Here is a 26877-nt window from a genome sequence, read left to right on the forward strand (position 1 = left end):
TCAGGCGGAGCGGGCGGACCCGAAGCCGGACTTCACTCGTGCCCTCCAACATGTATGTAGGCATCATCGATCCTTTCTAATGGCAGACATGAACCCGCCGAAACGCGCGGGCTTCGGCGTGTCCTGCACGGTGGGTCCGGTCTCCTGGCGGAGTCTTTTCCACCATTCCCGGGAAAATTTCTGGCGCTCCTCATAGGTCTTTTCCACAAGGCGTTCGGGGCCGGCATTCAATGTCTGGTTCCAGTTCTTCGCCAGGATCGAGTCGGACATTGATGTCGGATCCGTCTGGCCCGTCCTGAGGGCATGGCGGATCGGCACCTCGAGCAGCCGGAGGCGCTCACCCCCGTCGAATACCATCACGCCGGAGATAAAGGCCCCGGGCACGTCTTCCGGTCCCGGATAGCCGGGCGCTGTCTCGATCGCCAGGCGTGTCAGTTCCTCTAGCTCCCATCGGCCCAGCACCTGGGTATCCACCCAGCTTTGCAATGTTTCAGAAAGACCATCCCCCGGAACGGCAACATAATCGGAGATCAGGTTCCGCACTTCCCTGCCGAGGCCGGACGGATTCCGGGGATTGGCGACGGTGATCACGGCAGCCTCAAGCACCAGTGCCCTGAGTTCCGGGGGCTCAAGGCGGCCCTGCATGGCCGTCATCGCTTGTGCGGCCGTGCTCAGGATCCAGCTTGCCTCCTTCCGCACCCCGTCCGAAGACCCGTCCGCCCACGGTTGCCTGGCGGTGCGCCGGAGTTGGGCAAACCGCACCTCCGGTGCGCTTGCGTCCGTGATTCCGCGGATGTCCAGGACAGCCCCGATCAGCTCTTCCAGGGGCTGGGACCATTGCTCCCTCAACAACGCGGACGGGAAGAACTCGCCGGGCATTTCGCCGGGGTATCTCTGTTCCAGATATAGCAGCTCGGAAGCACCCCACGGGGGGTGGTGCACAAATACTCGGGCCAGGACCGGATCTACAACTTCAGCCTGGGCCGGTTCCATAAGCCCCGTCGCGGCCACTACCCGGGCCCCATCAACGTGGCCGAGCCCGTTCCGGCACAGCCAGATGGCGTGCTCTACGGCAAGGGGAGGCACGGCAGCGTGCGGCTCCAGGAGCATACTGGAGGGCGCGAGGGGCGGGAAGGCACCAAGCAACCAGTCAAAGAACGCCGGAGGAATCCGGCTGCCGACCGGCCGGGAAACGAATCTGACGCTGTTTTCGATGGCCGCCAGCACCCTTCGGCGCAGCGGATCGGAAACAAGTGCTCCCGCCTCGTGCACCAGCGCTTCGGCCCGTTCGTCGTCATCCACAACCTGGAAGACGGTTCGCTCGAGGATCTCCGAGATGGCATCTTCGAGGGACTCACTGGAGCCGTCCGCCGCATTGACCAATCCGTTGCTGTGGGTGAAATCCAAAATCCTGAGGGCCGCGGCGGGGAGCCCCGGTGACCACTCCTCGGAGAATCTGCGCTGCAGCGACAGGATAGCCGACCGCGCGGCCTGCCGCAGTTCCGGCGTACAGCTCTCAGCGCGGTAATCGGAAGGCATCGGGATGGCGCCGGGACGTGCCAACCACTCATCGTCCTCGAGCGCACGCTGCAGATAGTTATGTATCAGCACTTGCCGCATCAGCGTGGACGCCTCGTCCTGCTCAAGTTCAGCCCATGCCTCGCCGGCCGTGCCGCCGGTGTTCTGCTGCATGGTTTCCCGGGCCAGCTGCATCAGCTCGTCATCCTCGTCCAGGGAATCCGGAGAGTGCCGCGCGATGACGGCGGCCGCCTCAGCCTGATAGTCCGCGAAGAGGTCGGGCAGGCGCAGGGCCGCCATAGCCAAGGCCCAGCTGGGTTCCCTCCCGGTATCGCCTACCCGGTCCGCGACGTCATCCATCATGGAAGTGGCGGTGGAAAAGGTAGACTGATCCACCAGCGCCGCCTGCGCCAAGGCGGACCAATGGGTCGGTGAAATACGGGAGCCGGCCTGGGTCTGATGGGCCCGGCCTTCCACCTCCCCAAGGTCCGGCATTTCCCGCTCATCAAGAATGGTGAACCCGGAATGCTCCGAAAGAGCTTCGGCGTCGGCCCGCGGCACACAGACCAGGTGCAGGCCGCGGTCGAAAACGGCACCGAGCGCTGTGGCCCGTTCATACACCGAAAAATTCATCCGGCGGACCCAATCGGCGGGCGCCAGCGTACTCACCGCCGCAATCCACAACGCGGCAGTATCCGCAGAGCCGGTAATTAGCACCACCGGAGGGCCGTCGTTCAGCGCGGCAGACACTGCGTCCAGCAGGGCACTGAGTAACCCGACGCGCCACTCGGCTGGATCAAAGAGGAAATCGAGCACGTCCTGCCGGCCCAGGGTCGCGCCGAACACCGGATGGGGGTCTTCCGGCAACATGGCATCGCGCACCTGCTCCGGGCCAAAGGGACACAATAGTCCAGGAGAACGCCAGATCTCGATCGGCCGGAAGGCAGGCGACGGCTGCGACGTGGCGCGGTCCAGCAGCACGTGGCTGAAGACATTCCCGGGCCTTCCGGTGGAATCCCGTCCCGCCATGGTGCTGTGCCAGTAGGCGCCCTGGCCCCGGTCATCGCAAATGTAGGTCAACCGTCGTGGCAGGGCCTCAAGCTCCGCAGCATTGGGAAAGGCGCCCAATAGAGTGTCAGAATCGAACCTCGTGACAATCCGCTGCCGCAGCGCCTCGATCTCGCCATCGCTGAGGTCCCCCGCGGTGCTCATCACCTGCCAGCCGCCACCGGCCCCGTTTTCCGGGTCAAAGGATGCGTAGGTCAGTTGGCCCCACCGTGGTGGCGTTACCGCGGGAGGATCCGAAGCAGCTTCAGGCGTCCAGTTAGCGGCCACCAAAGAACCCCTTCACCCTGCTCGGCGCACCGCTGAGGCGCAGGGACGTGATGGGCGGATCCAGGAGCGCTACGTGCCGCAAGACATTCACTGGAAGATCGGCGAAAAGGCGCACGAAGCCTCCCGCAGCTTTGACATCCGTGGTCCACGAGCCGGGATCCGTTTTCCAGGGCACCGGCCCGTCAAGCCCGGATCCGGCGTCGGGCGTGAACCGGCGTACCGGAGCCGGGGCCCCGTCAATGTTCGGCACCATGTTCAGGGCTGTCCCGTCCCGGGTAGTCAGCGGCAGCCGGTCGGGGTTGTGAACCAAGACGAAGGGCGGCATGGACACGCCTGCTTCGGAGGTCTGCACCGTGACGGAGACACCCGTCAGCTTCCCGCGCAGGCTCTTCGCCGCAACCACCTGGTACCTCAGCCGCAGAATCGGCGGATAATTTACGGTAGTGATAGGCCCGGCCACGCGTGTGCCGGCCTCGAAACTTACCGGAACCAGTTGCAGATCACACCCTGTCGACGGCAGGGAGCGGGTGAAATGCAGTCCACCGCGACGCCGGTAATCGGGCTGGGAAATTTCCACTGCCGGGCTATTAAGCGACAGTTCCGGATCCTGGCCGGTGGGACCGCTGTAAACCATCACGGAGTCCGCACCATCCGGCCACTCAAAAGTCAGGATCTGGCTATTGATGCGTTCCAGGACCCTCGGGTTCCGGACCTTGTCATTGCGCGACTTGAAAATGGTTGTACCCACATGCGCCATTCCCTCCAGCAGCGTCACAGGGGTGAAATACGCACGCATCCAGCCGGCAGGCCACGGGATACTGAGCATGGTGGCGCCGCCGTCGAATTGCTCCACTGGGTTGGAAAGCCGGGATTCAGGCATTAGCCCGCTAATCTGCAGCGAATCCTCCGACAGGGGTTTCAGCTCGAGACCGGCCTGGGGAGGCTGCTCTGTCCGGTAGACCACCACGCTGCCTCCCGGTGGAATACTCCAGCGCAGGTCGAACAACGAGGATTCGCTGTCACGATTCATTTCAATGCGCATGTCAGTGACGGGTTCCAACACGGCCGAAACCCGGACAGTACAGGCCGTGGGGTTGGAAAGCCGGATGTCGTCGCCGACGGCAGCTTCTGCGCAGACCTGGTAGAGATAGCCTTTGCCCCGCTCCGCGTCGCCGTCGACAAATCCGCCGAGGTTGCCCGACTCCGGCTGGATCCGGTATCGCTGATCACCGCTGCCAGTGGCAGCGCGTTCGATGGGGATCCGGAAGATCTGGACTTTCTGCGTTCCGGGCAGCACGGTCCACCGACCGACCACGCGTCCCTCATCCTCCCGGATTTCGACGTTACCGACCTCGGCCACGTACTCGCCACGGGCATACAACGTAGGCTGCGAGGCCATGGCCTCGGCCACACCCGGTCCCTCGTTCAGCCACACCTGGAGGTAGCGCGCTGCCGTGGTAAAGGGGCGTTCGTCAACAGATTCCGCAGCGGTCGTTGCCGCCACCAGATCCGCCTGATCCGGTGCATAGGGCTCATGCTCGTCGCTGGAGACCAGCCGGTAAATTTTCACCGGACTGGCGGTCTGTGCCGGCGGCCACGAGTACCGACGACGACCTTGCGAATCCTTGCGCGCATCCACTTTTGCCTGGGCAGGTGTTTGGGCGCCGTAGTCGAAAGCCGCGAAACCGGACGGATCAATCTCCACGGCGGCATGTGGCACGGGAACAGCTGCCTGGGCACGAGCCGGTGCCTTGGCCGGGGCGGGCGGCACCAGCGATGCGGCCCGCACTGGCGCGGCATGCGGTGATGCGGGCTGCGGCCGTGCGCTACGGGCCACCGGGGCGGCCTCCGCGGGAGCCGGCTCCGCACGAGTTGCAGTTTCTCCTGCCCCGCCGGCGGGGTGAAGCCCCGTCAGGACCTCCGCCATCTCCCCGGCATATTCCGCGACTGCGGGAGGGAACGCAGAACGGATCTCCGCCTCTGTCGTTTGCCCTGAATTAACCAACAAACGAAGCTGAGCTTCCTTGAGGTTGCTTGGAGACAAGCGCTTCTCCGCAATGGCCTTGTTCCGCCATGTCTTCAGAGCCAGGAAGGCTGGATCCATCGCGGAGGACCCCGCCGGGCCCGGCTCACGGCCCGACGCGGGTCGCGGCGGCAGGGACGGCGCCTGGGCAAGCCTGGTGGCACCGGGCCCCGGTTCATCGAACTCCGGGCCCAGTTGCAGGTGCGGATCGGCCATGTTGAAGGCGAGCAGCTTCAGGAGTTCCTTGAGGGCCTCCCGCCAGGGTCCGACCGACGTCTGGTCGACCCCGGGGGCGTCCGTTTTCTTGTGTTCAGCAATGGCGGCCAGATCCGCCGCCGCGGGCGGAATATACCCCCTCGCGGTCACCAGGTCCGCCCAGAGCGTCAGAGCCGTGAGCCGGGCCTGGTACTTCTGATCTCTCATCATGCCTCTTCATTCACGATCTCTAAAATTACGAGCCGCCCTGGGCCCGCCTACGGGAAAGCGTCCGGACCCGCGCTCAGGTGTCAGAAGGTGGGACCCGCCGGCATTGCGAAGCTGTCGCTGCCGTCGTCCTGCACTGCGTCCTGCGGAGGGTGACCCGACCAGGAATTCCCATCGCCGGAGCTGACGATCAGGAATTCGTGCTGCGGGATTCCGCCGCTGAGCTGGATCAGACCGGCACGCCGGGTCAACCCGGAATGGGAGCTAAAGGGCACGCTCCGCTCCACGGCGGCACGCCCCGCATTCCGCGCCACGTCGGTGAGCACTGCACCATCAAAGTGATCTAGCCGCCCTTTGTCCGGGGTGCTATCTACACCGGTCATGAAGACGTCCAACGGTGTTTGCACGACCGCCGAACCGCGCACCTCACTCACGGTCGCCACCAGGTTTGCGGACATGGCGGCCCTCGGGCCCGCCATGTCGTCGAGCACCCCTGCCCAGATTTCCTGGCCTGAGGAAGGATCGGTGCCCTCCGCATCCAGTGCGCTGATCCAATCGCGCAGCAAAGACAGCTCGCCGTCCCCCGACTGGCGGAAAATGGCCTCGGGACGGGCTGCCAGCTCATACCCCCGCGGCCCGATGAGGTCTCCGGCGGTGGCCATGGCCCGCTCCCACGGCCTCGTCAGCCAGCCGACGGCGAAGATATCGTGCCGCAGTTGGGCGGCGGCGGCCGCGACGGCTGGCGGCTGCACCAACGCCGCACCCACTTTGACGTTCAGCGGCAGGCCTTGGACAAACTTCGCCTTGGCCCGGACGTCATGACCGGCGCGGCCGAACGGCTCGCCCAGGACGATGCCGATGATGCGGGACCAGGCCAGGAACTGGCTGTAGGCAGCACCCAGCCTGTGCAGATCGCGGAGTGCGTGTCTCAAATTCCTTCGCGCAATCTCATCGCCGCTGAGCATCTGACTTCGTGCGTTGACCAGCCGGAAGAGGTCCCGCTGCCCGTTCATGAAAATCAGAAGCGCGGCGACCAACCAAGCCAGGACGAGACCGGCGCAGACGGCGGCGCCGGTGGAAAGTTCAATGTCATTCCGGGCCACGAGCACTATGGTGACCACCCACCCCACCAGCAGGGCGCCCAGCAGGATCTTCATCCACAAGGCCAGTTTTTTCTGGCGTGCCAGCACGGCGCCGAGCATGTCATCGGCACTGGCCGCCCTGCGGATCTGGTGCAGCAGTTGCTGGACCTCGCTCCTGACGGAGATCAGGCTATGGCCAATCTTGGTCCCCACCCGTACCGCATAGCTTTCCTCGGAGCGGAGCTTCCAGCGTCGCAGCGCGTCCAGTGCCGTGCTGGCCGGTATGCCCAGATTAGGATCCCCCGCTGCGCGCTGCAGTCGCTCCTCCATGTTGAGGGTGCCCAGGACGTCGTAGGGCGCCAGCGCATCCAAATGGATTGCGGCAGCCAGAGGCGACGGAATATCGGAGAATCCGGACGCGGCGCCAGGGACGGCACTACTGGTGTCGCGGAGCACGGCCCGCTGTGCGCCGATCTGCACCGGCGGCAGTGCGCTGACGCGTTCACCGGCATCGACGAGTGTCAGCGCACCGGCCGCATAATCCTGCCAGAACATGGCGAGGTCGGCAGGGGCCTGGTGCTCCCGAGGCATGCCGGCTTCATCCAGCACTTTGTCCAGCCTTGCGGCCGCGTCCCGGATCTCCAGCCACGAGACCGGCAAGCCATCCGGGCCGACGCCATCCACAATCACGGAGTACTGCGACGGCGCGGAGCCGAAAACAAGGCCATGCACGGCGGCGGCTGCTTCCGACTTCACCCGGGTAGCCACGCGCTGCGCCCAGCTCCGGGGGGCGTTCTTCAACGCCGCCCACAGGAAACCGAACATCATCTTGAGGGCAGCCCAAGGACCGATGGCGATGACCGGCTGCGGTGCGGCCTGTTCCCGATCTCCCCGCAAGGAACGTTCGTGCTTGGCCCAGAGCTGGTCCGCCATGGTCCTTGCGGCCAATCCGGAGTCCTCGATGTAGATGGCTGAGGTGCCAAAGTGCGTGGGCAGCGGCACGCCGTCGTCCATCGAGAGGACCTGGCTACGAAGCTCTGCCTCGACGGCAGTCGTATCCAAGGTCCGATAAAAGGCGCGGACCAGCCTGGCACTCTCCCCCGGCAGCGGGGCCTCCCCATCCAGCAGCGATTCCGCGCCGCCGGCCCACAGGCCGAGAACTCCTGCGCAGGTGGCTGCCGCATGCACACCCCAGTCACCGGGGTCCGTCGTGGCATAAAGCTGGTGGTGGCCAAGTCCCGGCCCGGCGGCTTCCTCCGGTCCCAGCACGAGGTTGTGCCAGCCTCCCTGTGCCAGCCCGTCCAGCACATCCGCTTCACCATTGCGTGCCACCACGGCGCGGACCCGGAGCACCGGGCGGCCGCCGAAGGACGATTCCAGCATTTCGGCAATCCGCTGGCTGACCGCAGAGTCCACCTGTTCGTGCCCGGCGACGCCGGGCACGAGTACGCAGAGCCGGAGGCGGTCGTAACTGCCGGTCCCAGCCAGGCTTTGCAAGCTGATGCCCTGCTGGTTTCCCGCCGTCACCAGCAGGCCGTTGATACGGGTAGGAGTAACCATGCCCGGTTCAATCCAGACAAAGCTGCCAATGAGACCCAGCCCGGACCAGTCGGTGAGAGCCTCACGGACGCCTGCGGTGATTCCACGGGGGGCTAGGAAGACTGTCAACGCTTCCATCTCAGAAGGCTCCCATCACGGGCAGGCTCAGGGGATCTTCGGGGTCATCGGGGACAAGTGCAAGGGCGGAATGCTTGCCGGGATGGAGCGCGCGCTGGTGGGCGGTGTCCAGATGGGCCAGCAAGTCGCCCAGCACCAGGTAAATATCCTCGGCCACATCCCTGAAGAGCGGCGTCGCGCTGGCTGCCCGACGAGTGCCGATCTGCGAAAAGGACCCGCCACCCGTCGCGTTGAGACGTCCCGGTGGCATGAAATGATCCCCGGCGAGCGATCGGATCGTCGTCAACCAATCTTTGGTCAGCTCATAGCGTTCGGCAACAGTGCTGTCGGCAACCACGTTTGGGACGCGGCTGGGGACGCCCGATAGGGTCTGGCCGGTGCCGAGCCACCTCGTCAAAGTAGGGAGCGCGGTCACTTCGAAGAGGCCTGCCGCCGGTTCTTCCGGGCTCGCATCGTAGAGCTCGCGGAGGAGGCGGTACGGCCGCAGCGAGGAAAGCACCGGGGCCTGGTGTGTCCGGGCCACCGCCAGGAGCACGGACTCCAGCACCGCCGGCAGCCAATCGAAGGATTTGGCCAGGAACTGCTTCGGCGGCGTCAGCAACGGGTTGGGAAACTGGATCCACCGTCCGTCGGTGTTGTCCCAGACCTCTACCGCTGTATCGAAGGGCTCTTCCGGTAGGCGCAGCTGGCCCGTGATCTGGCCAACGAACCAGCCGCCCACCATGGCACGGCGCTCGCTGTCACCCATCGGCAACGAGGCTGCCAAGGGACGCGAACGCCGTTGGCTCCAAAAGCCTTTGCGCTCCGGCAGCGAAGTCCCATCCCACTGCTGCGCCACAGGTGAAAGGACAGAATCGAACACCAGAGGCGAGTAGTTACGGTAGGACCCGAAGATGTCTATTCGCTGCACGCGGGTGTCCGCAGTCAGGGAGCGCTGCAGAATTGCGGCCGTTTCAGAGGCGATATTGGGATTCGCCGCCATCGATGACAAGAGCGCCTCGCTCACCTCGTCGAGTTCCCCGAACGGGATGGAAGAGAATTTGAAACGGTAGGCAACCGAGGTCCCATGCAGCTGCTGGACCACGTCTGGATTGACGCTGATCAGCGGAATGGCGCGGTTGACCGCCTCAGTGAATTTGGCGATGACGTCGGCCTGGCGCTGCGGTATGTCGGACTGGCTGGCATCTACCCCGCGCACATAGTCGCGCAGCGACAGCGAACAGAACTTGTCAAATGCCTCGCCGGGACGTCCCACAAAGCCTCGCGCCCGCTTGAGCAGCTCTTTGGGCGATGTGTGCAGCCGGAAGCCGGCCCGCGACGGGGTGAGGGGTGCGTGGCTGAAGGGGTCCCGGTTGAACTCGCCCGGCTGCCAGCTGGCAGTCTGTTCCAGGAGACCACCCGGTGCCTGGTGGCCGCCCGCCACTGGCCACAGACCGCGGATGATCTGGCGGCCCAGAAGCTCCCGCGCGTCCTGGAAACCACGTTGTCCCGCAGCTCCCCCGCCCGTCTGAGCCACATCCGACTCGTACTGGACGGCGAAGGTCTTTGATTCGGTAATCAGGATTTCATTGTCCGCTACATCAAATCGTGGCGGCACGGAAAGGTTCTCATCCGAGGGCCAGGCCGCATACTGGTCCGTTGCAACATTGGCTAGGCCTACCGCCGTCGGCCGGGCAGCGGCCGCCTGGTCGAGGATTTTCAGCCCTTCCGAGAGCGCGTCCCGCATTGGCCCCAAAACGTCCGCAATGAAAGCGGACAGGACCGTGGCGGCAGATCCCGCTGCCTGGGAGTAGAGCAGGTCCGTGGTCTGGCCACGAAGTTCACCGACCAGCAGGTCCACCACCGACTGCCCGTTCTCAATCACCTTCATTCGGGCAACGTCGCCCTCGACTTTCTGGGGAATGGCGGTCACGTTCGGCTGAGCGAATGCGGCCATGCCCTTCAACGTCACGATGAGCTGTTCCCGCAGCAGGCCCTCCAGCCGCTCCACGATTGCCCGGGCGTACGGCAACCCGAACTGCGCCACGGTTTCCTCTATCAGTGCCGTGAAGCGCTGCAGCAGGACGTTCTTGTAGGTGTATCCCCACCGATAAGCCGATTCCACGGTCCCGTTGGTGACCGCAGCCTTTCGTTCCAGCAACTTCTGGCGCAGGGCAGGAAGCCACTGGACCGCCTGGATTCCGGCGGGCGGAGGGATGAACGGGACGATGTGCTCGTCGGTGATGGCGGACGCCAGCTGGCCGACTTCCGCACGGCTGAAAGCCGTCGCCGTGAACCACTCCATCACTTCCGGGTGGGTGAGCGGCCCTTCGGCTGCCACCGGCAGGCCCAGCGACGTACAGATGTTGCTCCACTGGCTGGACACCAATGCATTGACCTGCGCTACCGATGAGGCGTTGTTGCCAGGCTGGATATGACCGGCTCTCAACCGGTCGACAGCGGTCCGCGCCAGGCGCTGCGCCGCGTATTCGCGGTACCGGTCCCGGCCCATGCTCAGGCTGGCGAAGCCGAAGGCACCCCAAGGGAGTTCGTTCGGTTCCACGCCCCAGCCAAAGTAGTCCCGAACCGCGGCTTTGTCTCCAGAATTGTTGCCCAGATCGAAAGAGACGAATTCCGAAGCCGCCTTGCCGCTGAGCATCAAGGCGGCAAGTCCGCGCCCCAGCCCCCGATAGACGGCATCCTGCGTCCCGTCACCGAACATGGTCCGGTTGACGCCCGCGAACCGTCCCACCGGGAAGACGCGGGCGAAGGGCTTTTCACCCGTCACACCGTTCCCGTGGCCCAGTGCCGCGAGCGTGGCCACGTCATGGTCCTGTGCCGCCTTGGTCTGCGCCGCCACAATTTCACCCAACATGGCCAGCGCGTTGGCCCGGACGCCCCCGCGGGCGTCAGAGGGCAGCCCATCAAAGACGTCTGCGGCCAGCATGAAGACACCTACCAGCGAAGGGGAAACACCTGGCACCAGAGACAGCAGTCGGCACACGTCAAGCGCCATAGATGCTCCGGCCCCGCCGGCCATGGACGAGACCACCAGGACGATCGGAGGTTCGGCGGCATTGAATTTTCCCAGACCGGGTACCGTCAGCTGGGCCATCTCGCTGTTGGTTTCCACCATGTTGAGCCGCTGGAAGGCACGTTCAAGTCCGTTGCGGACCTCGGAAGCCCTGCTGAGGGTGATCATGCGGCCCACCGCCCGCATTTGGCCCGCCCCGCTGTGAATGGGGACGGTGATCTGAGCCGGATCCCGCGGAGCCCAGGTGCCGATCTGGCCCAGCGCCTTGGCGTGGCCCAGTGTTTGGGTCAGGGCGTTGTCCATGACCGTATAGCTTCCGCCTGACGGGCCAGTGGCAATGTAGCCACCACCTTGCTGGAAAACGTTGCCGACGCCAGGAATCCGGGTGTCGGGTGCCACCGGCACGTCAATGTGGACAAACTGCCATCCCGCCGGAATGCCGGTGACCCCGTGGGCCGCCAGTTCGGAGCTGAGTTGATCCATCATGAAGGCCAGCGTGGAACCACCGGAACCACCGCAGCCCACTATTAGGAATTTCCGCATTGTTGCTGCCTGCCTGTTCTGATCGTGGTGGCTGTGGTGGGCTTTGTGTTCGGCAATATCACGACTGCGGAGTCCCCCAGGGGCTGAACCCGCTGGATTCTCCGCCCGCAACAGGGGGCTGCCAGGTCGGCCCCGGTTGCAGCCGGGCGTCGGCAGGCTGCAACGGTGGGTGGAAGGGTGACATGGGGGGCTGCTCCTGCTGGCCCGCGGACGGGCGTCCGGGCCGGCCATCCTCCAGCTTCGCGGCTCGATCGTTCAGACTTGCCAGCAGATCCGGCAGGCGGCGGTTGATGTCATCCTCAATGTCCCGTTTCTGCGCTGCAGTCGCAGTTCCGTTAATCAGCACCAGCACGTAGCAGGTGCCGGGGCTGGCACCCACGTCGCGGAGCACTGCCCAATGGTTATGGACGGCTAGCGGGAGCCGTGCGTTGACACCGCTGCTGTCGGTTCCGGGCTGTGCCGATCCAGCGCCGACGCGGCCCGGCGCAAGGACGCTGACGAAGCCGCTACCCAACGGCGACCAGCCGGAGCGGGCCTTCAGCTCCAGCCCGTTGATCATCAGGGACCGGGAGCCCGACGGACTCATCGGTACCAGCTCGGTGAAGTCCGTGGGACGCAGGACGAATGGCCGGGCGTCCCGCTGCACTTGCTGGTTCGTCACTGTGACCGGGATAAGTTCGGCGGACAGTGAGCTGCCGGGGATTTTGGAAACAAACCATTTGGCCGCGTAGAGAAACAGGAGCGGGATTCCCGGGCCAAGGATCAGTGCGACCATGAGTGCCAGCAGAAAATTGGTGGCGTTGAGCGGCTTGGCCAGGCTGGCCGTGAAGTCCAGGTTGACAGGCATTGCTTTGGCCGGCTCGCCGTCGGGCGCGATCATCAGGGCGACGTGCCCGTTGACCGAACCGTTCCCCGCATGGTCGGCCTTGAACGTCAGGGGAAGCGACGCGACGTCTTTCACGGGCAGGCAGCTTTCGGCAGAGTTGGCCTTGCCCAGACTGATCGCGATGGTGCCCACCTCCGCAGGGGCGGCAATGATCTCGGGCTGCTGGTCCGGGGCCAGCCACACGCAGCCGACGCCGGAGACCGGCAGGGCCGCGGTAAGCTCCGCATTTCCCTCGCTCTGACCGAAGTCGATCTTGCTTCCCAATACCGGGAATTCAGCTGGCGGGAGCAGCGCCATCGGCACGGAAACCAGGGCCGGCTCCAAAGTTGTCCCTGGCACGGCCGTGCCGTCCGCCGTCGTCGTCGCTGCTGTGGTGATGGAAAGCTCCAAGGACAATTCGGCAGCTCCCACCGGATAGCCGGAAAGATCCAATGCCACCGGATTGGCAATCGCCTCCTTGCCCAAAGCGGTGGCCACCACGGAAGACTTTCCCTGGCTGCTGACAAGCTTGGCCGTCAGCCGCACCTCTCCGAGCAGGGAGGCAGGGTCAATGCTCTTGCCGGCGGCGTCGACCAGGCCCAGGCGCACGCCCGGAATCGTGTCCCCCACGTGCAGGGCTGTGCCCGTGGGATTCAGCCATGCCGGCTTGAGGCTTCCCTCGATGTGGATACTGGACTTTGAGGTCTTGCCGGCGGACTGGCCCGTCGGGTCCGTGAAGGCGAGCTGCCACAGTCCGCTCCAGCCCGCTTCGCCTGGACCCTCGGCCATCGAAACGGTCAGCGTCTTGTCGGACAGCCAGGTGTACATCAAGGTGTTGTCATCCGACGTCAGCGCTGCGGGGGTGCCGATGCTTCCCTTCGGCAGATTGATGACTTTCCCGGCGGGGTTCAGCACGGCCGCCGCGAGATTGGTGCCGTCCGCCGTGGCCAGCACCCGGACGCCCGGCGTCGACTGATCCAGGACAAAGCGGTGAGCCTTGTCGATGCAGACAGAAACCTGGCAGATGCCGGCTTCCTGCGTGAAGGGACGGCTGCCCGGAGAGCTGATGCCGTCGAAGGCCAGCAGCAGGCTGTCGGTGTCCGTGGCGAGATGGAATTCGCCGGGCACCGGATCGGTCAGCTTGCCGCACGCCGCAGCAACGCTCCCGGACCTTCCGGTGGCCACGGATTCGATGAAGGAGAAGTCGCTCGAATCCGCTGTGCTGCTCTGCAACCCGATGCCAAACATCGCCACCTTCGAGGAGCGGAGCTGATCGGCCACGCCGCCGGGGCGGCAGATGTCTGTCATGGCCGCTTGCCGGACGCTCTCCGCCGCGTCGGCGCTTGTCAACTCGACGCCGGGGGCGAAGGGCTTGGTGGCACCATAGGCCGCCTTTTCAGCGTCGTTTTTCCGGATGGTGTAGTTGATAGCACCATCAGTGAACCAGACGACGGCTTGACAGCTCTCCTTGTCCGTCCGGGCCGCGGCCCGGGCCGCCAGATCCTTGCGGGCGCCGTCGAGGGCGGTCCAGTAATCCGTCTCCATGCCGTCCACTCGGTTCTTCAGCGAATCGACCGTGGCCTGCAGCTGCGGCAGCGTTCCGGCGTTGAGCGGCGTCCAGGGCTGGATCTGCGTATAGCTATTGGCAAAGACACTGATGGAAACGTTCACGTCAGCGCTGGTTCCGGAGGCGAAGCCGGCCAGTTGCCTCACCAAGTAGGAGGCGGAGGTGACCCGTGCATAGTCCGGGTCGGTCGTGTTTAGGCTGGAGGACTCATCCACCAGCAACAACATATCCGTCGCGCCGCCGCCGGCGATGCAGGCGCGGAAACTGTCCACCCGGGTCAGGGGCCTTTCGACTGCGGTGGTTGCTCCGGCGCCAACGGCTGCGAAGGGAAGACCCAGGGCCAGGCCGACGAGCACGGCCAATAACCGCCGCATCAGAGCCGTCCCACCCAGTTGGCAATGTGCAGGGCACTCACTACGACGGCGGCAAGGCTCGAGACCAGTGCCAGCCGGTAGATCCAGGGAACCGACCCGGCCGCTGAATACAGGGTGTGAGTCCGGGCCCGGGTGTCCCGGAGCGAGAAGCAGGCTACGAGCGCAATGGCGACGGGGCCGCCCAACAACCATGCCGAGATTGCCAGCGTCGGTGATGCACCGAAGCCGGCCGCCACGACGAGCGCGACGATTGCACAGGCGATGGCGCCGGCGAGCCAGAGTACGGGGGCTTTGGCAGCCGCACCGTGATGAGGGGCCAAGTCCACCGCAGCCTGCTGGCTGCCAAACGCGAAGGAAACATCGGGCATGGTGCCTGAAGCGGGAGCCTGCGGCTGCCCGTCCGTCAGAGAATGCGAAGAGGACGGGCCGGGTGTGGACGAGTTGTACTTGCTGAAATCAAATGGATTACTGCCGTTAGACAAATTTTTCCACACCCCAATAATCCATCGACGAGAACGACCAAAACAGCTCAACCTGCCGCGGCTTTGCGGACAACGTCGATGCAGCAGGGGAACGATTTCGCCCGCTAGCGGTAATACTAAGGGCTAACGTGTGTCCGTCATAACGGTCGCAAAGTGTGTCTTTCGTGTTGCGATGAGCTTTTTACTCCTGTGGCTCGTCCAAGGCGCAGGGACCGTCATTGCCCTCCCTCCGGCTTGGACTGGGCTGCAGAGAGAAGCTGAACTCCGCCAAACTGACACTCGGGATCATTCTCTCTGCGGGGACTGTGTATGACTAAGATGATCGAACAAGTCTGTGCGGGGGGACTTTCTCCCGGTAGAAGCTCGCGGTCCTGCCGATACTTATCGGTGGGACCCGATTCATCAGGAGTTAGATCCATAGTGTTCCTTAAAACTTTCGGGTGGTCATTCGCGGTCACCGCGGTCGCCTTGGCCATTGCACTCGTCTACGGCGGCCCCCAGGCACTGATTTTGTGCCTCATCCTTGGGATTCTTGAGGTCAGTCTCAGCTTCGACAATGCGGTAGTGAACGCACGCATTCTCGAGCGGATGAATCCGTTCTGGCAGAAAATGTTCCTTTCCGTCGGCATCGTGATCGCCGTATTCGGAATGCGCGTACTCTTCCCGCTTCTTATCGTCGGCGTGACGGCCAAGTTGAACCCGGTCGAAGCCGTTAATCTGGCGCTTCAGAAGGGGGATCCGCACACACCGGGAACGTATGGATATTTGCTGCACGAGGCCCACCCACAAATCGCAGCCTTCGGTGGACTGTTCCTTCTCATGCTTTTCCTGGACTTTATTCTCGAAGACGGAGACATCAAGTGGATCAAAGCCCTGGAAGTCCCGCTCGCGCGAATCGGCAAGCTGGACGGTGCGTCGATGGCGGCAGGCTTGATTGCGCTGGCAGTCGCAGGGTTCCTCGCAGGAGAAAAGCAGGGCATCGTCCTGTTGTCCGGCCTCCTGGGAGTGATCACCTATGTCCTAGTCAACGGTCTCGGCAACCTCTTCGATGTGGACGGGGACGGCGACGTCGATTTCGATGACGCCTCGGCTGCTACAAGGTCAGGCCCAAGCAGTGCCGCCAAGCTCGCCGGCAAGGCTGCTTTCATGCTCTTTTTGTACCTCGAGGTCATCGACGCCTCCTTCTCCTTTGACGGCGTCATTGGCGCCTTCGCCATCACGTCGGACCCGATCATCATCGCCCTCGGACTGGGCTTCATTGGCGCCATGTTTGTCCGCTCACTGACGGTCTACCTCGTCCGCCAAGGAACGCTGGACGAATTCGAATATCTTGACCATGGCGCGCACTGGGCCATCGGCGCACTGGCGGTCATCCTGCTGGTGACCATTTCTGTACCGGTCAACGAGGTCGTGACCGGCCTCATCGGCGTTGTCTTCATCGGCGCAGCTTTCGCAGGTTCGGTGGTTCGCAACAGGAACAAAACGTCCCTCAGCCCGGAAGCCGAATCGCCAGAACCGGTTTTGACAATCACTAAGTAAGCAATAACAGACAGGAGCAAAACAATGGGGTTGAGTCTGAAAAAAGGCCAGTCACTGTCGTTGACGAAACAAAACGGTGAGTCGCTGACTTACATCCGTCTCGGGTTGGGCTGGGACTCTGCTGTTCCTGCCAAACGTGGATTTTTTGGCCGGGCAAAGACGGCTGAAATTGATCTGGATGCGTCGGCAATTCTTTTCGATGCCAATAACGAGCTCCTGGAAACGGTGTTCTTCAACCAGCTGCGCAGCAAAGATGGTTCCATCCAACACACAGGGGACAATCTCACCGGCGACGGCGACGGGGACGACGAAACGATCATGGTGAACCTGGCGTCTGTTTCCCCTGCCGTGAAGCACATTGTGTTTGTCATCACGAGCTACAGCGGACAGACGTTCGACATGGTTCAGAATGCGTTCTGTCGCGTAATTGACGACTCCGTCCCGGACAGCCCCGAGGTTGCGAATTATCGGCTTGGAGAATCGGGTCGGTACACGGCGATGGTGATGGCCAAGCTGTCCCGTATTAACGGCACGTGGAGCTTCCATGCAATCGGTGCACCGGCAAATGGCAAGACCGCCTACGACGTGGTCGGCCCCGCAGCTGCTGTTCTCTAGCGTCCAACCCACCACATAACTGAGGAGAAAAACTTGGCAAGCCTGACTCTTAGCAAGGGAAGCAACCTGTCCCTGAGCAAAGCCGACCCGCAACTTCGCAGGGCGATGATCGGCCTCGGATGGGATCCGCGCACAACAGCCGGCGAACAATTCGACCTTGATGCATCCGCACTGCTTCTGACCGCTGCAGGTAAGGTCCGGTCGAACGACGACTTCATCTTCTACAACCAGCTGTCGTCCGCCGATGGGGCCGTTCTGCACCAAGGAGACAACCGCACGGGCGAGGGGGAAGGCGACGACGAGCAGATTCTTATTGATCTCGCCGCAGTCTCGCCGGACATTGAAAAGATCGTCATCGTGGTATCGATCGACGACGCGGAAGCTCGGCGCCAGAACTTTGGGCAGATCCGCGACGCGTTTTGCCGGGTTGTCAACGAGGATACGGACAATGAAATCGTCCGCTACGACTTGACGGAAGACGCAGCAGCGGAGACGTGCATGATTTTCTCGGAGATCTACCGTCACAACGGCGATTGGAAGTTCCGGGCCGTCGGCCAGGGGTATGCAACGGGCCTCCGCGGCATCGCCACAGATTTCGGCATCTCGCTGGATTAGAGCTGGCGAGGGGCCCATTCAATTTACTGATTTGCATGGGCCCCTCAAGGCGCCAACTCTTAGGGCCTGGCGTGGGCTTATGGCACCACGAAACAGGGAAATTTCAAGGGATCCGCCTCGTGCCAGTCATGCCTTGCCCCGCACCCACAACCGCGACGGTCTCCCCCGCGTTCCGTCGGACATCTGCCCGGTCCCCTTCAGCTTCGGCTCCATGAAACGCCGGAAGGTGTCGCGCATCAAGGTCGCGCCCGCCACCGCCTCGTGCAGCTCCCGCAGATCCCTCAGGGTGAACGGCTCATCCAGCAGCTTCCCCGGATCGGGCACCTCCTTATAGGCGGCCTGCAGCCACTCCACGGCTTTCGCCACAATGTCCGCGTGGCCATAGGGCAGCCCGGCGATCAGCTCCGGCTCCCCGGCCACCGAAGCCAGCCGGACGCCGTCGGACTTTAAGGCCTCTTCCAACGCCGCCAGCGGCACCACGACGACGTGCGCCACCGACAGCACCCAGCCGCGGTCGTCGCGTCCCGGCTCATCAAAGACCTGCAGCTGGCGCGGCACCCGACCCGAAATCCCGGCCTTCTCCCGCAGGCAGCGCAGGACCGCGTCGGCCAGGGTCTCGCGTTCGCGCAGGAACGTGCCCGGCAGGGCCCACTTCCCGTGCTGATCCGCTTCCTGCCGCTGCACGAGCAGGACACAAACACTCCCCTCCGCCACGGTCAGCACCGCCGTGTCCGCCGCCACCGAGGGCCGCGGGTAGTCGAGCAGGGACGTGCCGGGGCTGTTCTTGGAAACCTTCACACCACTATTTATCGCAGTCTTGCGCTAAAGATGCAACCCGTGCATACTGGAATCAATTAGCGCAGAAATGCTTTAAATCAACCGGAGGTTCATCATGAAGGTTCCACAGCTCCACGTCGGCGCCGGCAGCAGGCTCGGCCCCCTGAGCATCTTCCCCGTCTGGACCTCAGGGTCCGGCAGCCTCGGCATCAGCACCGGCACCCACGCCGACGTCGCCGTCACCGAGCTCGCCAGCGGCGCCCAGGTCGGCCGCCTCACCGTCACCAACAACGGCCCGCACCCGGCCCTGCTGCTGGAAGGCGAGCTGCTCGAAGGCGGACAGCAACACCGGACCTGCGCCCGCGACGTCGTCCTGGGCCCCGGCGAAACCCGCGACATCGACACCTTCTGCGTCGAAGCCGGCCGCTGGGAAGCCGGGGAAACGAGCCACCGCCGGCAGGCACGGCGCGCCCCGCTGAACGTCCGGTCCGAGCTCGCCAACGGTCTGAACGGCGAGCGCGGGGGCAACCGGCAGGGCCGCATCTGGGAACGGGTCCGCCGGTTCGACGCCGCCCGCGGCGCCTCGGCGACCAGCTCCCTGCTCGAGCACCTGGACCGGTTCAAGGACGGCGCGCACAACCGCTTCGACGCCGCCGAGGCTCCGGCTCCGCTGGAAGGCCAGCGCGGCGTCGTGATCGGCCTGGGCCGGCAGCCGCTGCTCCTGGAGGTCTTCGGCACGAACACGCTCTTCCGCCGCCACTACCGCCAGCTGATCGACTCCGCGCTGCTGGACCTGGAACTCCTCCCGCCTCAGGCGCTGGCGTCGGGGCCGATGCCGGGCCAGCGGGCCCGCGACTTCGCCGCCCAGGTCCAGGCGATGGACTTCGGAACGTTCGACGGCGGCCCGGCGGCTGTCGAGGTCCGCAACCACGGCGCACTGCGGAGCCGCAATGTCTCCCGTGCCGCCGGCACGGTTACCGCCGCCGGCATCGCCGTCGAGCTTCCCACGCGCCGCCCCCAACTGGCCCACCTGACCGGCTGGAACACCAAACACCCCCTGATGGAGATGGCATGAAACTGACCCCACTGCAGAATGACCGCGCGGCCGGCGTCCTCGTCGCCCTGGCCGCCGGCGACGCCCTCGGAGCCGGCTACGAGTTCGGCGCACCGCTGCCGGACAACGCCGAAGTCACCATGAAAGGCGGCGGCCCGTTCGGGTTCGCGCCGGCCGAGTGGACCGACGATACTTCCATGGCCGTCCCGATCGCCCAGGCGTTGCTGGAGGCGGCGTCCGACGCCGGGTCATCCTCCCCCGCGGCGCTCACCATGATCGTCCGGGCCTGGACGGCGTGGGCCGCCGAGGCCAAGGATGTGGGCGCCCAGACCAGTTCCGTCATCGCGGCGGCCCGGCGGCTGGCCTCCGCGGCCGGCCGGAGCAAGGTCCGTGCCGGCGACTTCAGTGCCGCGGCCGCGGACTTCCACGCCCGCACCGGACGCAGCGCCGGCAACGGCTCGCTGATGCGCACCGCCCCGCTGGCGCTTGCCTACCTGGACCGGGACCCGGCATCCTTGATGGCCGCGGCGGGGGTGCTCAGCGCGCTGACCCACGCCGATCCTGACGCCCAGGAAGCCTGCGGGCTCTGGTGTGTGGCGATCCGGGAGGCGGTCCTGACCGGGCGGCTGGACGTCCGGGCCGGGCTGTCCCTGCTGTCCCCCGGGCGGGCTGCGTTGTGGCTGGAGCGCATCGAAGTCACCGAGCGGTCCCGGCCCCGGGACTTCACGCGCAACGGCTGGGTGGTCGAGGCGTTCCAAGGCGCCTGGAGCGCCATCCACTATGCGGGCTTGTCAGCATCCGGCCCGGCGCACCTACGGGCTGCGTTGGAGGAGGCCGTCCGAGGCGGCAACGACACGGACACCGTCGCCGCCATAGCGGGCGGTCTGCTGGGCGCGGCCTACGGCTACACGGCGGTGCCGTTCGAGTGGCGCCGGCGACACGGCCAGTCCTGGAGAGTCTGCACACCTGGTTGCAGGGCCAAGCACCGGAAATCATCAAAAGTTGGGACCACCCGGAGTTTATCCACGCAACCGACTCGGGCTTCAGCGCTGCCAGTGGAAGAAGGCCTGCGCCTCGGTTTACGGCGTATTGGCACGTGGAGCCCTGACCGACTACGGCACACACCACCAGCCGTTCTAGGCTGTCAACCGCTCCGTTGCGTACTTGTTGAGGGGCACGCCGTGATTGGCAGCCTCAATAGCTAGCTTCCGGTGAAGTTCTGGGGGTACGCGAAGGTTGAGTCTGCCACTAAACCTTTGGGTTGCAATTGGCTGAGGCACCGGTTCGCCTGACTTGATGAGTTCATCGATGACATCGGACACCAAGCGTTCTATGCCACGGAGCGCCTCGAACTGATCCTCATCCAGCCAGGAGAGGGACGGGAACTCAAGAACAGTGGCTACGAACTCTTGATCCTCGGGCGACCACTGGACCGAGTAACGATACTGCGCCACAGGGGACGGCACGGCAGCTGCTTTTCGGATAGACATCTACTTCTCCTTGCTCCGATCGATGGCGGCGATGGCTTGCTTCACCTGGTACGGCTTGGCCTTGCCATTCTTGTTCTGCAGATTGATCCTTGGATCCCCCGCCCAGGGCATTTTGAATATTGCGTTGTGGCTTCCGGAACCTGACCTAGGTTCGCCAAAGTAGTGCGTACAGAGTTTGAGCATGTCACTGTAGGAGACGTTCTCAGGTGAGTTTCTAGCTTGCTTTTCGATCTTATCGATGCTCGCCACATGAACCATGGTGCCAGTTTTGGCACCATTTCTCAAGGGGCCTTGCTCCCTCGAGACGCCGCTCCGGCAGACATGGCAAAGGCGCGCCCGGCGATAGCCAGACGCGCCCTGCGTGTGCCCTGAACCGTCCGTGGTTCACGACACCTGTGTCAGTCGATGAGCACCGGCTCCTTGGCATCATCCGAAGCTTCGACAACGGGCGCAACCTTGCCCGAACGGTGGTGCAGCCAGTTCGCCACCGCCAGCAGCGCTACGAGTCCGAAAGTGCTCAGGAGCTGGGGGCGGGAATCCTCGCCGATGAAGCCCACCGTGAAGATCGCCGCGAGGATGAGGAGGCCGAAGCCCGTGAGCCACGGGAATCCGGGCATACGCAGCGGAAGCTCCGTTCCGTCGCGGTCGGCACGGAGACGCAGCGCGAGCTGGGCCAGGAGCGCGGAGGTCCACACCAGCAGGCACGTCGAGCCAACAATATTGAGCAGGACGGGAAGGACCTTCTCGGGGAAGGCCAGCTCCAGCACAACCGTGACAACGCCGAAGGCGACGCTGGCCAGGACCGCGACAACCGGGACGCGGGCCTTGGACACGGAAGCGAGGAGGCGTGGCGCTTCGCCCCGCTCGGCCAGGGAGAACGCCATCCGCGAGGCACCGTAGAGGTTGGCGTTGAGGGCGGAGAGCAATGCTGCCACGGCCACCAGGGTGATGGCGGTGGCCGCGCCGGGCATGCCCGCGGCGTCCAGCACCGCGGCGAACGGGCTCTTCAGTCCTGCCGAGCCCACGGGAACAACCGCCGCGATCACGAAGATGGCACCGATGTAAAAGATGAGGATGCGCCACAGCACCGTCCGGACTGCCTTCTTCACACTGCGGGCCGGCTCCGCGGTTTCAGCTGCCGCAACCGAGACGATCTCGGTGCCGCCGAACGCGAACGCCACCACAAAGAGTGCCGTGGCAATCCCGGCGAAACCGTCGGGTGCGAATCCGGCACCGGTGAAGTTGGACAGGCCCGGCGACTGGACGCCCGGCAGCCAGCCGAAGAGCAGGGCGGCGCCCACCAGGAGGAACCCGACGATTGCTGCCACCTTGAGCAGGGCGAACCAGAACTCGAACTCACCGAAGTTCTTGACGCTGGTGAGGTTCACGGCGGTGAGCACCACGATGAACACGAAGGCCATCAGCCACACCGGCAGGGCCGGGAAGATGGTGGCCAGCAGGCCTGCCGCGCCGAGCGCTTCGGCCGCGATGACCACCACGAGCTGCAGCCACCAGAGCCAGCCCACGGTGGCCCCGGCCACCGGCCCGTAGGCCTTGGCGGTATAGACGGAGAAGGCGCCGCTGTCCGGATTGGCGGCGGCCATCTCGCCGAGGGCCCACATCACCAGGATGATGAGCGTGCCCGCCACGAGGTAGGAGATCAGCACGGCCGGCCCCGCGGCCTGGATGCCGGCGCCGGAGCCGATGAACAGGCCCGCGCCGATGGCGCTTCCGAGCCCCATCATGGTGAGCTGGCGGGGTTTGAGTGCGGCGCCGAGGGCGCGGCCAGACGTCTTTGTCTGTTGTTCCATGGGGAGTCCTCTGGTTGTAGGTGGAACGGGTTGGGATTTCAGGTCAGTCGGCTTTAAGCTGCATGGGCTTCCAAAAGCCGGAGCACGCGGTCGTTGGAGGCGGCGTCTGCAACGGTGATCCGCACGCCGTCGCCCTGGTATGCCCGGACCAGGATGCCGGCGCGGTCGAACGCGTCCACCAGCATCGCCCGCAGATCGTCGTCCGCGCGGATCCACAGGAAGTTGCCCTGGCTTGCCTGCAGTTTCCAGCCCTGGGCTTCCAGCTGCGCGGCCATCCGGGCGCGTTCCTGTTTGACGGCCGCGACCCGGGCTTCCATCTCCTCCACTGCGTCCAGCGAAGCGATGGCCGCCTTCTGGGCCAGCGCGCTCACCGCGAAGGGAAGGGCGGTCCGGCGCAGCCCCTCGGCGATGGGCGGCGTGGCCACGGCGCATCCCACCCGCAGGCCGGCGAGTCCGTAGGCCTTCGAGAAGGTGCGCAGGATGCAGACGTTCGGGTACCGGCGGTAGAGCGCCAGGGAGTCGGGGCCGCTGCCCCCGTCGGCGTATTCCACGTAGGCCTCGTCGATCACCACGAGGATGTCCGGGCGGACGGACTGGAGGAAGGCCTCGATGCGTTCGTGGCTGATCGGCGCGCCGGTGGGGTTGTTGGGGGTGCAGAGCAGGATGACCTTCGTGCGGTCGGTGACGGCCGCGGCCATGGCGTCGAGGTCGTGGCCTTCAGCCTCGTCCAGCGGGATGCGGACCGGCCGGGCGCCTGCCAGCTCCACCAGGATGGGGTACGCCTCGAAGGAGCGCCACGCGAAGATCACTTCATCCCCGGCGTCGCACAGTCCGGTGATGATCTGCTGCAGGACGCCCACACTGCCGGGCCCCACCGCGATCTCCCTGGCCGTGACGCCAAGGTGGCGGGCAATCCGTTCACGGAGTTCGACGGCGGCACTGTCCGGGTAGCGGTTCATGGTACCCGCCGCTGCGGCCACCGCAGCGGCGGCAGCGGGCAGGGGCTCGTAGTGGCTTTCGTTGCTGGCGAGGGCTGCAATGTCTGTGCCGGCGCTGCGCCGGCCCGGGACGTAGGGCGGAAGTCCGGCCACCGCGCCACGAAGGGTGGGAAGCGCGGTGTCCGGTGCGGTCAGGAGCTGATCACTGGTCATGAGGAACGATCATGATTGTGACCGGGCCCACATTGCAAGATACCCTCAAACCATTGGGACTTCTGCTCAACTTCTACTGTCTGTGGTGAAAATATGACCATCCCGAACCCCCGCACCGTGGATTCCCTCGACGGCAGGATCATCCTGGCCCTCGACAAGGATCCGGAAGCCAGCGCCCTGGCACTCTCGCGGACGCTCGGCGTCGCACGGAACACTGTCCACGCCCGGCTGGCACGGCTCGAGCGCAGCGGCGCCCTCCGCTCCTTCAGCCGGCGGCTGGATCCCGCCGCGCTTGGCTATGACCTGATGGCGTTCCTCTCACTGTCCATCAGCCAGACGCGGACAGGTGCGGTGGAAGACGGGCTCGCCGCCATCCCGGAGGTCATCGAGGTGCACGCCACCACCGGCGACGCGGACCTCATGGCCAAGGTGGTGGCACGCAGTACGGCCGATCTCTACCGCATCACCAACGAGATCCTGGAAATCGAGGGGATCCAGCGGACCAGCACGGCCATTTCCGTACTGGAACTCATGCCACCCCGCTACGACGGCCTCCTGAACCGGCTCTCGGAGCAGGAATCCCGCCCTTCCAACTGACGACGGGGTGGCGCACGCCACAAGGGCGCATATTTGCAGTATTAATACTCATTCCTGCCAAATATCCCAATCAAATTCGCCTCTCTTGCCTATCCGTGAACCAGCCCACAAGATTCCTGCATGACTACTCTCACCGTCTCCGGCCGCGTGGCGCAGGTTCTCAGCAGCTATCTCAGCGACGTCTTCGGCGTGATGGGCAACGGCAACGTCTACTTCCTGGACGCCGCGGAACAGCTGGGCCTCCGCTTCTCCCCCGTCCGCCATGAAGGCGCCGCCATCGCCGCGGCCGACGCGTACTACCGGACGTCGGGACGCCTCGCCGCGGGCACCACCACTTACGGCCCCGGCTACACCAACGCGCTCACCGCCCTGGCCGAGGCGGTCCAGGCGCAAATCCCCGTGGTGCTGGTCACCGGGGACGCCCCGAGCAGCGGTGCCCGGCCCCAGGACGTGGACCAGGCGGCAATCGCCGCGGGCCTCGGCGCGGCCACCTTCACCGTCACCCGCGACGCCGCGGGCTCCATCACGCAGCAGGCGGTGGAATACGCGCTCACCAAGCGGACCGCCGTCGTCATTGCCATCCCCTACGACCTCGTGGCACTCGAGGCTGCGGACGAAGAGCTTCCCGAGCCGCTGGCAGCGGCGGTGAGTGACGACGTCGACGGCGGCCTTGGGCAGGTGGCCCGGCTGCTTGCCGGGGCGAAGCGGCCGCTGATCCTCGCCGGCCGCGGTGCGCATCTCGCCGGCGCCGGCCCGGAGCTCCGGGAGCTCGCCGACCGCCTGGGCGCGCTGACCGCCGGAACCGCCCTGGCGCTCAATCTCCTCCAGGGCGAGGGGTACCTCGGCGTCGCGGGCGGCTTCGGCACGGACACCGCGGCCGGGCTCATGGGTGAGGCCGATGTGGTCCTCGTGGCCGGGGCAAGCCTGAGCCCCTTCACCATGCGGTTCGGGCACCTGCTCGGCCCGGACAGCACCGTCATCCAGATCGACGCCGCCCTGCTGCCGACGCACCCCCGGGTGGATACGTTCGTCAGCGCGGACGTGAAGTCTGCCGCGCGACGCATCCTGGGGATGCTGGATGGCCCGGCCTCGCTGGACGCCAGCCGCGCAGAAGGCTGGCGCGCGGAAGCCCGCAAACGCCTGGCCGAGGGACCGGGCCACCAGTCAGGTTCCTCGGAAACCGTGGACGGACGGCTGGACCCGCGATCCCTTGCCACGGCACTGGATGCTGTGCTGCCGGAGCGCCGCACGGTGGTCCAGGACGGAGGGCACTTCGTCGGCTGGGCACCCATGTACTGGCACATCCCGAGGCCGCAGGACCTGGTCATGGTGGGGACCGCCTACCAGGCCATCGGGCTGGGCCTTGCCAGCGCCGTCGGGGCAGCCCGCGCCGTGGAGGACGGCCGCACCCTGGTGCTGGCCTCCGGCGACGGCGGTTTCCTGATGGGCCTGTCCGACCTCGAATCGCTCATTGGGGCGGCAAGCAGCGCCGTCGTCGTGATCTACAACGATGCCGCCTACGGAGCCGAAATCCACCAGTACGGCTCCCAGGGCCTGACCGAAAAGCCCATGCTGATCCCCGAGGTGGACTTCAGCGGCATCGCCCGCGCGCTCGGTGCCGAGTCGGCGATCATCGGCTCACTGGCGGACCTTTCCGCGCTCACAGACTGGATCGACGCCGGCGCCAAGGGAACCTTCGTGGCCGACTGCCGCATCACGTCGAGCGTCCGGGCCCCATGGCTGAGCGAGTGGATGGCAGCCTCGCAGGCCGCGAAGGCGGCGGTGGCGGGGTAGCTTGCGGAGCCGTTGGGCTGGGCGGCACCCAGCCCACGCGCCGCCGTCGTACTCCCCGACCGCGGCCGCTGGCCAGGTGACCTGACGGCTACGCCCTATCGCACCGGACTATCGGCGAACAAGCCGCCACAGCGACGTGACCTCGGCCGTGCGCGCCTCGAACAGGGGATCGTCGCGGTCCGATGCCTTCGGATGCGTTGGCTTGGTGTCCAGCCGTTCCACCACCTTCAGCCCAGCCGCCGTGATGGCGGTCAGCAGATCGTCACGCGTCCGCAGGCCAAGGTGCTCGGCCAGGTCGGAGAGGACAAGCCAGCCCTCACCGCCCGGCTCCAGATGGTCGGTGAGTCCGTTCAGGAAGCGGAAGAGCATCCTGCTCCCGGGGTCGTAGACGGCGTTGTCCAGGGTGGAATGCGGCGTGGCCGGAATCCAGGGCGGATTGCACACGATGAGGGGTGCCCGCCCGGGCGGGAACATGTCGGTCAGGACGGCCTCAGCACGGTCCGCGGCACCGAGGTTCCGGAAATTCTCACCG

19 protein-coding genes are annotated in these 26877 nt (G+C 65.3%); 7 read left to right on the forward strand and 12 right to left on the reverse strand.

Going from position 1 to position 26877, the window contains the following annotated elements; translation table 11 throughout:
• Window positions 1–63: 63 nt before the first annotated feature.
• The 6 genes from ACQCSZ_RS14680 to ACQCSZ_RS14705 form a co-directional block, all read right to left on the reverse strand.
• Window positions 64–2853, reverse strand: a complete 2790-nt coding sequence (locus ACQCSZ_RS14680; RefSeq protein ID WP_427004475.1) for a hypothetical protein — start codon at window positions 2851–2853, stop codon at window positions 64–66.
• Window positions 2843–4558, reverse strand: a complete 1716-nt coding sequence (locus ACQCSZ_RS14685) for a hypothetical protein (RefSeq protein ID WP_427004476.1) — start codon at window positions 4556–4558, stop codon at window positions 2843–2845. The genes ACQCSZ_RS14680 and ACQCSZ_RS14685 overlap by 11 nt, the downstream gene beginning before the upstream one ends.
• Window positions 4559–5382: 824 nt before the next feature.
• The gene (locus tag ACQCSZ_RS14690) at window positions 5383–8058 is read right to left on the reverse strand and encodes a hypothetical protein (RefSeq protein ID WP_427004477.1); all 2676 of its coding nucleotides are present in this window, start codon (window positions 8056–8058) and stop codon (window positions 5383–5385) included.
• 1 nt (window position 8059) lies between these two features.
• On the reverse strand, window positions 8060–11614 hold the full coding sequence (locus tag ACQCSZ_RS14695; protein ID WP_427004478.1) for a tubulin-like doman-containing protein: 3555 nt from the start codon (window positions 11612–11614) through the stop codon (window positions 8060–8062).
• A 58-nt stretch (window positions 11615–11672) separates the two neighbouring features.
• Window positions 11673–14420, reverse strand: coding sequence for a vWA domain-containing protein (locus ACQCSZ_RS14700; RefSeq protein WP_427004479.1), 2748 nt, complete (start codon window positions 14418–14420; stop codon window positions 11673–11675).
• Complete coding sequence (locus tag ACQCSZ_RS14705; RefSeq protein WP_427004480.1) at window positions 14420–14788, reverse strand: hypothetical protein; 369 nt, start codon at window positions 14786–14788, stop codon at window positions 14420–14422. Before ACQCSZ_RS14705 ends, ACQCSZ_RS14700 begins: the two co-directional genes overlap by 1 nt.
• 534 nt (window positions 14789–15322) lie before the next feature.
• On the opposite strand from ACQCSZ_RS14705, the gene ACQCSZ_RS14710 reads away from it, so the two are divergent.
• The 3 genes from ACQCSZ_RS14710 to ACQCSZ_RS14720 are packed head-to-tail and all read left to right on the forward strand — an operon-like array spanning window position 15323 to window position 17671.
• Window positions 15323–16441 (forward strand): DUF475 domain-containing protein, encoded by a 1119-nt coding sequence (locus tag ACQCSZ_RS14710; protein ID WP_427004481.1) that lies wholly within the window; start codon window positions 15323–15325, stop codon window positions 16439–16441.
• Between the two features lie 24 nt (window positions 16442–16465).
• Window positions 16466–17056: a TerD family protein gene (locus ACQCSZ_RS14715; RefSeq protein ID WP_427004482.1), complete on the forward strand. Its 591-nt coding sequence runs from the start codon at window positions 16466–16468 to the stop codon at window positions 17054–17056.
• A 33-nt stretch (window positions 17057–17089) separates the two neighbouring features.
• A complete protein-coding gene (locus ACQCSZ_RS14720) occupies window positions 17090–17671 on the forward strand; it encodes a TerD family protein (protein ID WP_427004483.1) in 582 nt (193 codons plus the stop codon).
• A gap of 126 nt (window positions 17672–17797) precedes the next feature.
• On the opposite strand, the gene ACQCSZ_RS14725 is transcribed toward ACQCSZ_RS14720, so the two are convergent.
• Window positions 17798–18469: an NUDIX domain-containing protein gene (locus ACQCSZ_RS14725; RefSeq protein WP_427004484.1), complete on the reverse strand. Its 672-nt coding sequence runs from the start codon at window positions 18467–18469 to the stop codon at window positions 17798–17800.
• Between the two features lie 94 nt (window positions 18470–18563).
• Here ACQCSZ_RS14725 and ACQCSZ_RS14730 point away from each other — a divergent pair, with 94 nt between their 5' ends.
• On the forward strand, window positions 18564–19523 hold the full coding sequence (locus tag ACQCSZ_RS14730) for an ARPP-1 family domain-containing protein (protein ID WP_427004485.1): 960 nt from the start codon (window positions 18564–18566) through the stop codon (window positions 19521–19523).
• Window positions 19520–20707 carry an ADP-ribosylglycohydrolase family protein gene (locus tag ACQCSZ_RS14735; protein ID WP_427004486.1) on the forward strand — a complete coding sequence of 396 codons (1188 nt, stop codon included), beginning with the start codon at window positions 19520–19522 and terminating at the stop codon, window positions 20705–20707. Before ACQCSZ_RS14730 ends, ACQCSZ_RS14735 begins: the two co-directional genes overlap by 4 nt.
• Here ACQCSZ_RS14735 and ACQCSZ_RS14740 read toward each other — a convergent pair.
• The 4 genes from ACQCSZ_RS14740 to hisC all read right to left on the reverse strand — a co-directional run bounded on the left by ACQCSZ_RS14740 (window position 20639) and on the right by hisC (window position 23954).
• Window positions 20639–20992 (reverse strand): type II toxin-antitoxin system HicB family antitoxin, encoded by a 354-nt coding sequence (locus ACQCSZ_RS14740; RefSeq protein WP_427004487.1) that lies wholly within the window; start codon window positions 20990–20992, stop codon window positions 20639–20641. The genes ACQCSZ_RS14735 and ACQCSZ_RS14740 overlap by 69 nt on opposite strands.
• Window positions 20993–21250, reverse strand: coding sequence for a toxin HicA (locus ACQCSZ_RS14745; protein ID WP_427004488.1), 258 nt, complete (start codon window positions 21248–21250; stop codon window positions 20993–20995).
• Between the two features lie 140 nt (window positions 21251–21390).
• Window positions 21391–22803, reverse strand: a complete 1413-nt coding sequence (locus ACQCSZ_RS14750; protein WP_427004489.1) for an amino acid permease — start codon at window positions 22801–22803, stop codon at window positions 21391–21393.
• A gap of 53 nt (window positions 22804–22856) precedes the next feature.
• Window positions 22857–23954 (reverse strand): histidinol-phosphate transaminase, encoded by a 1098-nt coding sequence (hisC, locus tag ACQCSZ_RS14755; RefSeq protein WP_427004490.1) that lies wholly within the window; start codon window positions 23952–23954, stop codon window positions 22857–22859.
• A gap of 93 nt (window positions 23955–24047) precedes the next feature.
• On the opposite strand from hisC, the gene ACQCSZ_RS14760 reads away from it, so the two are divergent.
• Together ACQCSZ_RS14760 and ACQCSZ_RS14765 are read left to right on the forward strand one after the other, a co-directional pair.
• Entirely contained in the window at window positions 24048–24551 is a 504-nt protein-coding gene (locus tag ACQCSZ_RS14760; protein ID WP_427004491.1) for an Lrp/AsnC family transcriptional regulator, read from the forward strand.
• Between the two features lie 120 nt (window positions 24552–24671).
• The gene (locus ACQCSZ_RS14765; protein WP_427004492.1) at window positions 24672–26345 is read left to right on the forward strand and encodes a thiamine pyrophosphate-binding protein; all 1674 of its coding nucleotides are present in this window, start codon (window positions 24672–24674) and stop codon (window positions 26343–26345) included.
• 108 nt (window positions 26346–26453) lie between these two features.
• Here ACQCSZ_RS14765 and ACQCSZ_RS14770 read toward each other — a convergent pair whose 3' ends face one another.
• Window positions 26454–26789 carry a hypothetical protein gene (locus ACQCSZ_RS14770; protein ID WP_427004493.1) on the reverse strand — a complete coding sequence of 112 codons (336 nt, stop codon included), beginning with the start codon at window positions 26787–26789 and terminating at the stop codon, window positions 26454–26456.
• Between the last annotated feature and the right edge of the window lie 88 nt (window positions 26790–26877).

This window comes from Pseudarthrobacter sp. H2 (assembly GCF_050157045.1).
GTDB lineage: Bacteria > Actinomycetota > Actinomycetes > Actinomycetales > Micrococcaceae > Arthrobacter.

Coding starts and splice junctions, on each gene's coding strand:
- ACQCSZ_RS14690 (WP_427004477.1), bottom strand. CDS start 8,058: ATGGAAGCGTTGACAGTCTTCCTAGCCCCCCGTGGAATCACCGCAGGC.
- ACQCSZ_RS14695 (WP_427004478.1), bottom strand. CDS start 11,614: ATGCGGAAATTCCTAATAGTGGGCTGCGGTGGTTCCGGTGGTTCCACG.
- ACQCSZ_RS14700 (WP_427004479.1), bottom strand. CDS start 14,420: ATGCGGCGGTTATTGGCCGTGCTCGTCGGCCTGGCCCTGGGTCTTCCC.
- ACQCSZ_RS14705 (WP_427004480.1), bottom strand. CDS start 14,788: ATGCCCGATGTTTCCTTCGCGTTTGGCAGCCAGCAGGCTGCGGTGGAC.
- ACQCSZ_RS14715 (WP_427004482.1), top strand. CDS start 16,466: ATGGGGTTGAGTCTGAAAAAAGGCCAGTCACTGTCGTTGACGAAACAA.
- ACQCSZ_RS14730 (WP_427004485.1), top strand. CDS start 18,564: ATGAAGGTTCCACAGCTCCACGTCGGCGCCGGCAGCAGGCTCGGCCCC.
- ACQCSZ_RS14735 (WP_427004486.1), top strand. CDS start 19,520: ATGAAACTGACCCCACTGCAGAATGACCGCGCGGCCGGCGTCCTCGTC.
- ACQCSZ_RS14740 (WP_427004487.1), bottom strand. CDS start 20,992: ATGTCTATCCGAAAAGCAGCTGCCGTGCCGTCCCCTGTGGCGCAGTAT.
- ACQCSZ_RS14745 (WP_427004488.1), bottom strand. CDS start 21,250: ATGGTTCATGTGGCGAGCATCGATAAGATCGAAAAGCAAGCTAGAAAC.
- ACQCSZ_RS14750 (WP_427004489.1), bottom strand. CDS start 22,803: ATGGAACAACAGACAAAGACGTCTGGCCGCGCCCTCGGCGCCGCACTC.
- hisC (WP_427004490.1), bottom strand. CDS start 23,954: ATGACCAGTGATCAGCTCCTGACCGCACCGGACACCGCGCTTCCCACC.
- ACQCSZ_RS14760 (WP_427004491.1), top strand. CDS start 24,048: ATGACCATCCCGAACCCCCGCACCGTGGATTCCCTCGACGGCAGGATC.
- ACQCSZ_RS14765 (WP_427004492.1), top strand. CDS start 24,672: ATGACTACTCTCACCGTCTCCGGCCGCGTGGCGCAGGTTCTCAGCAGC.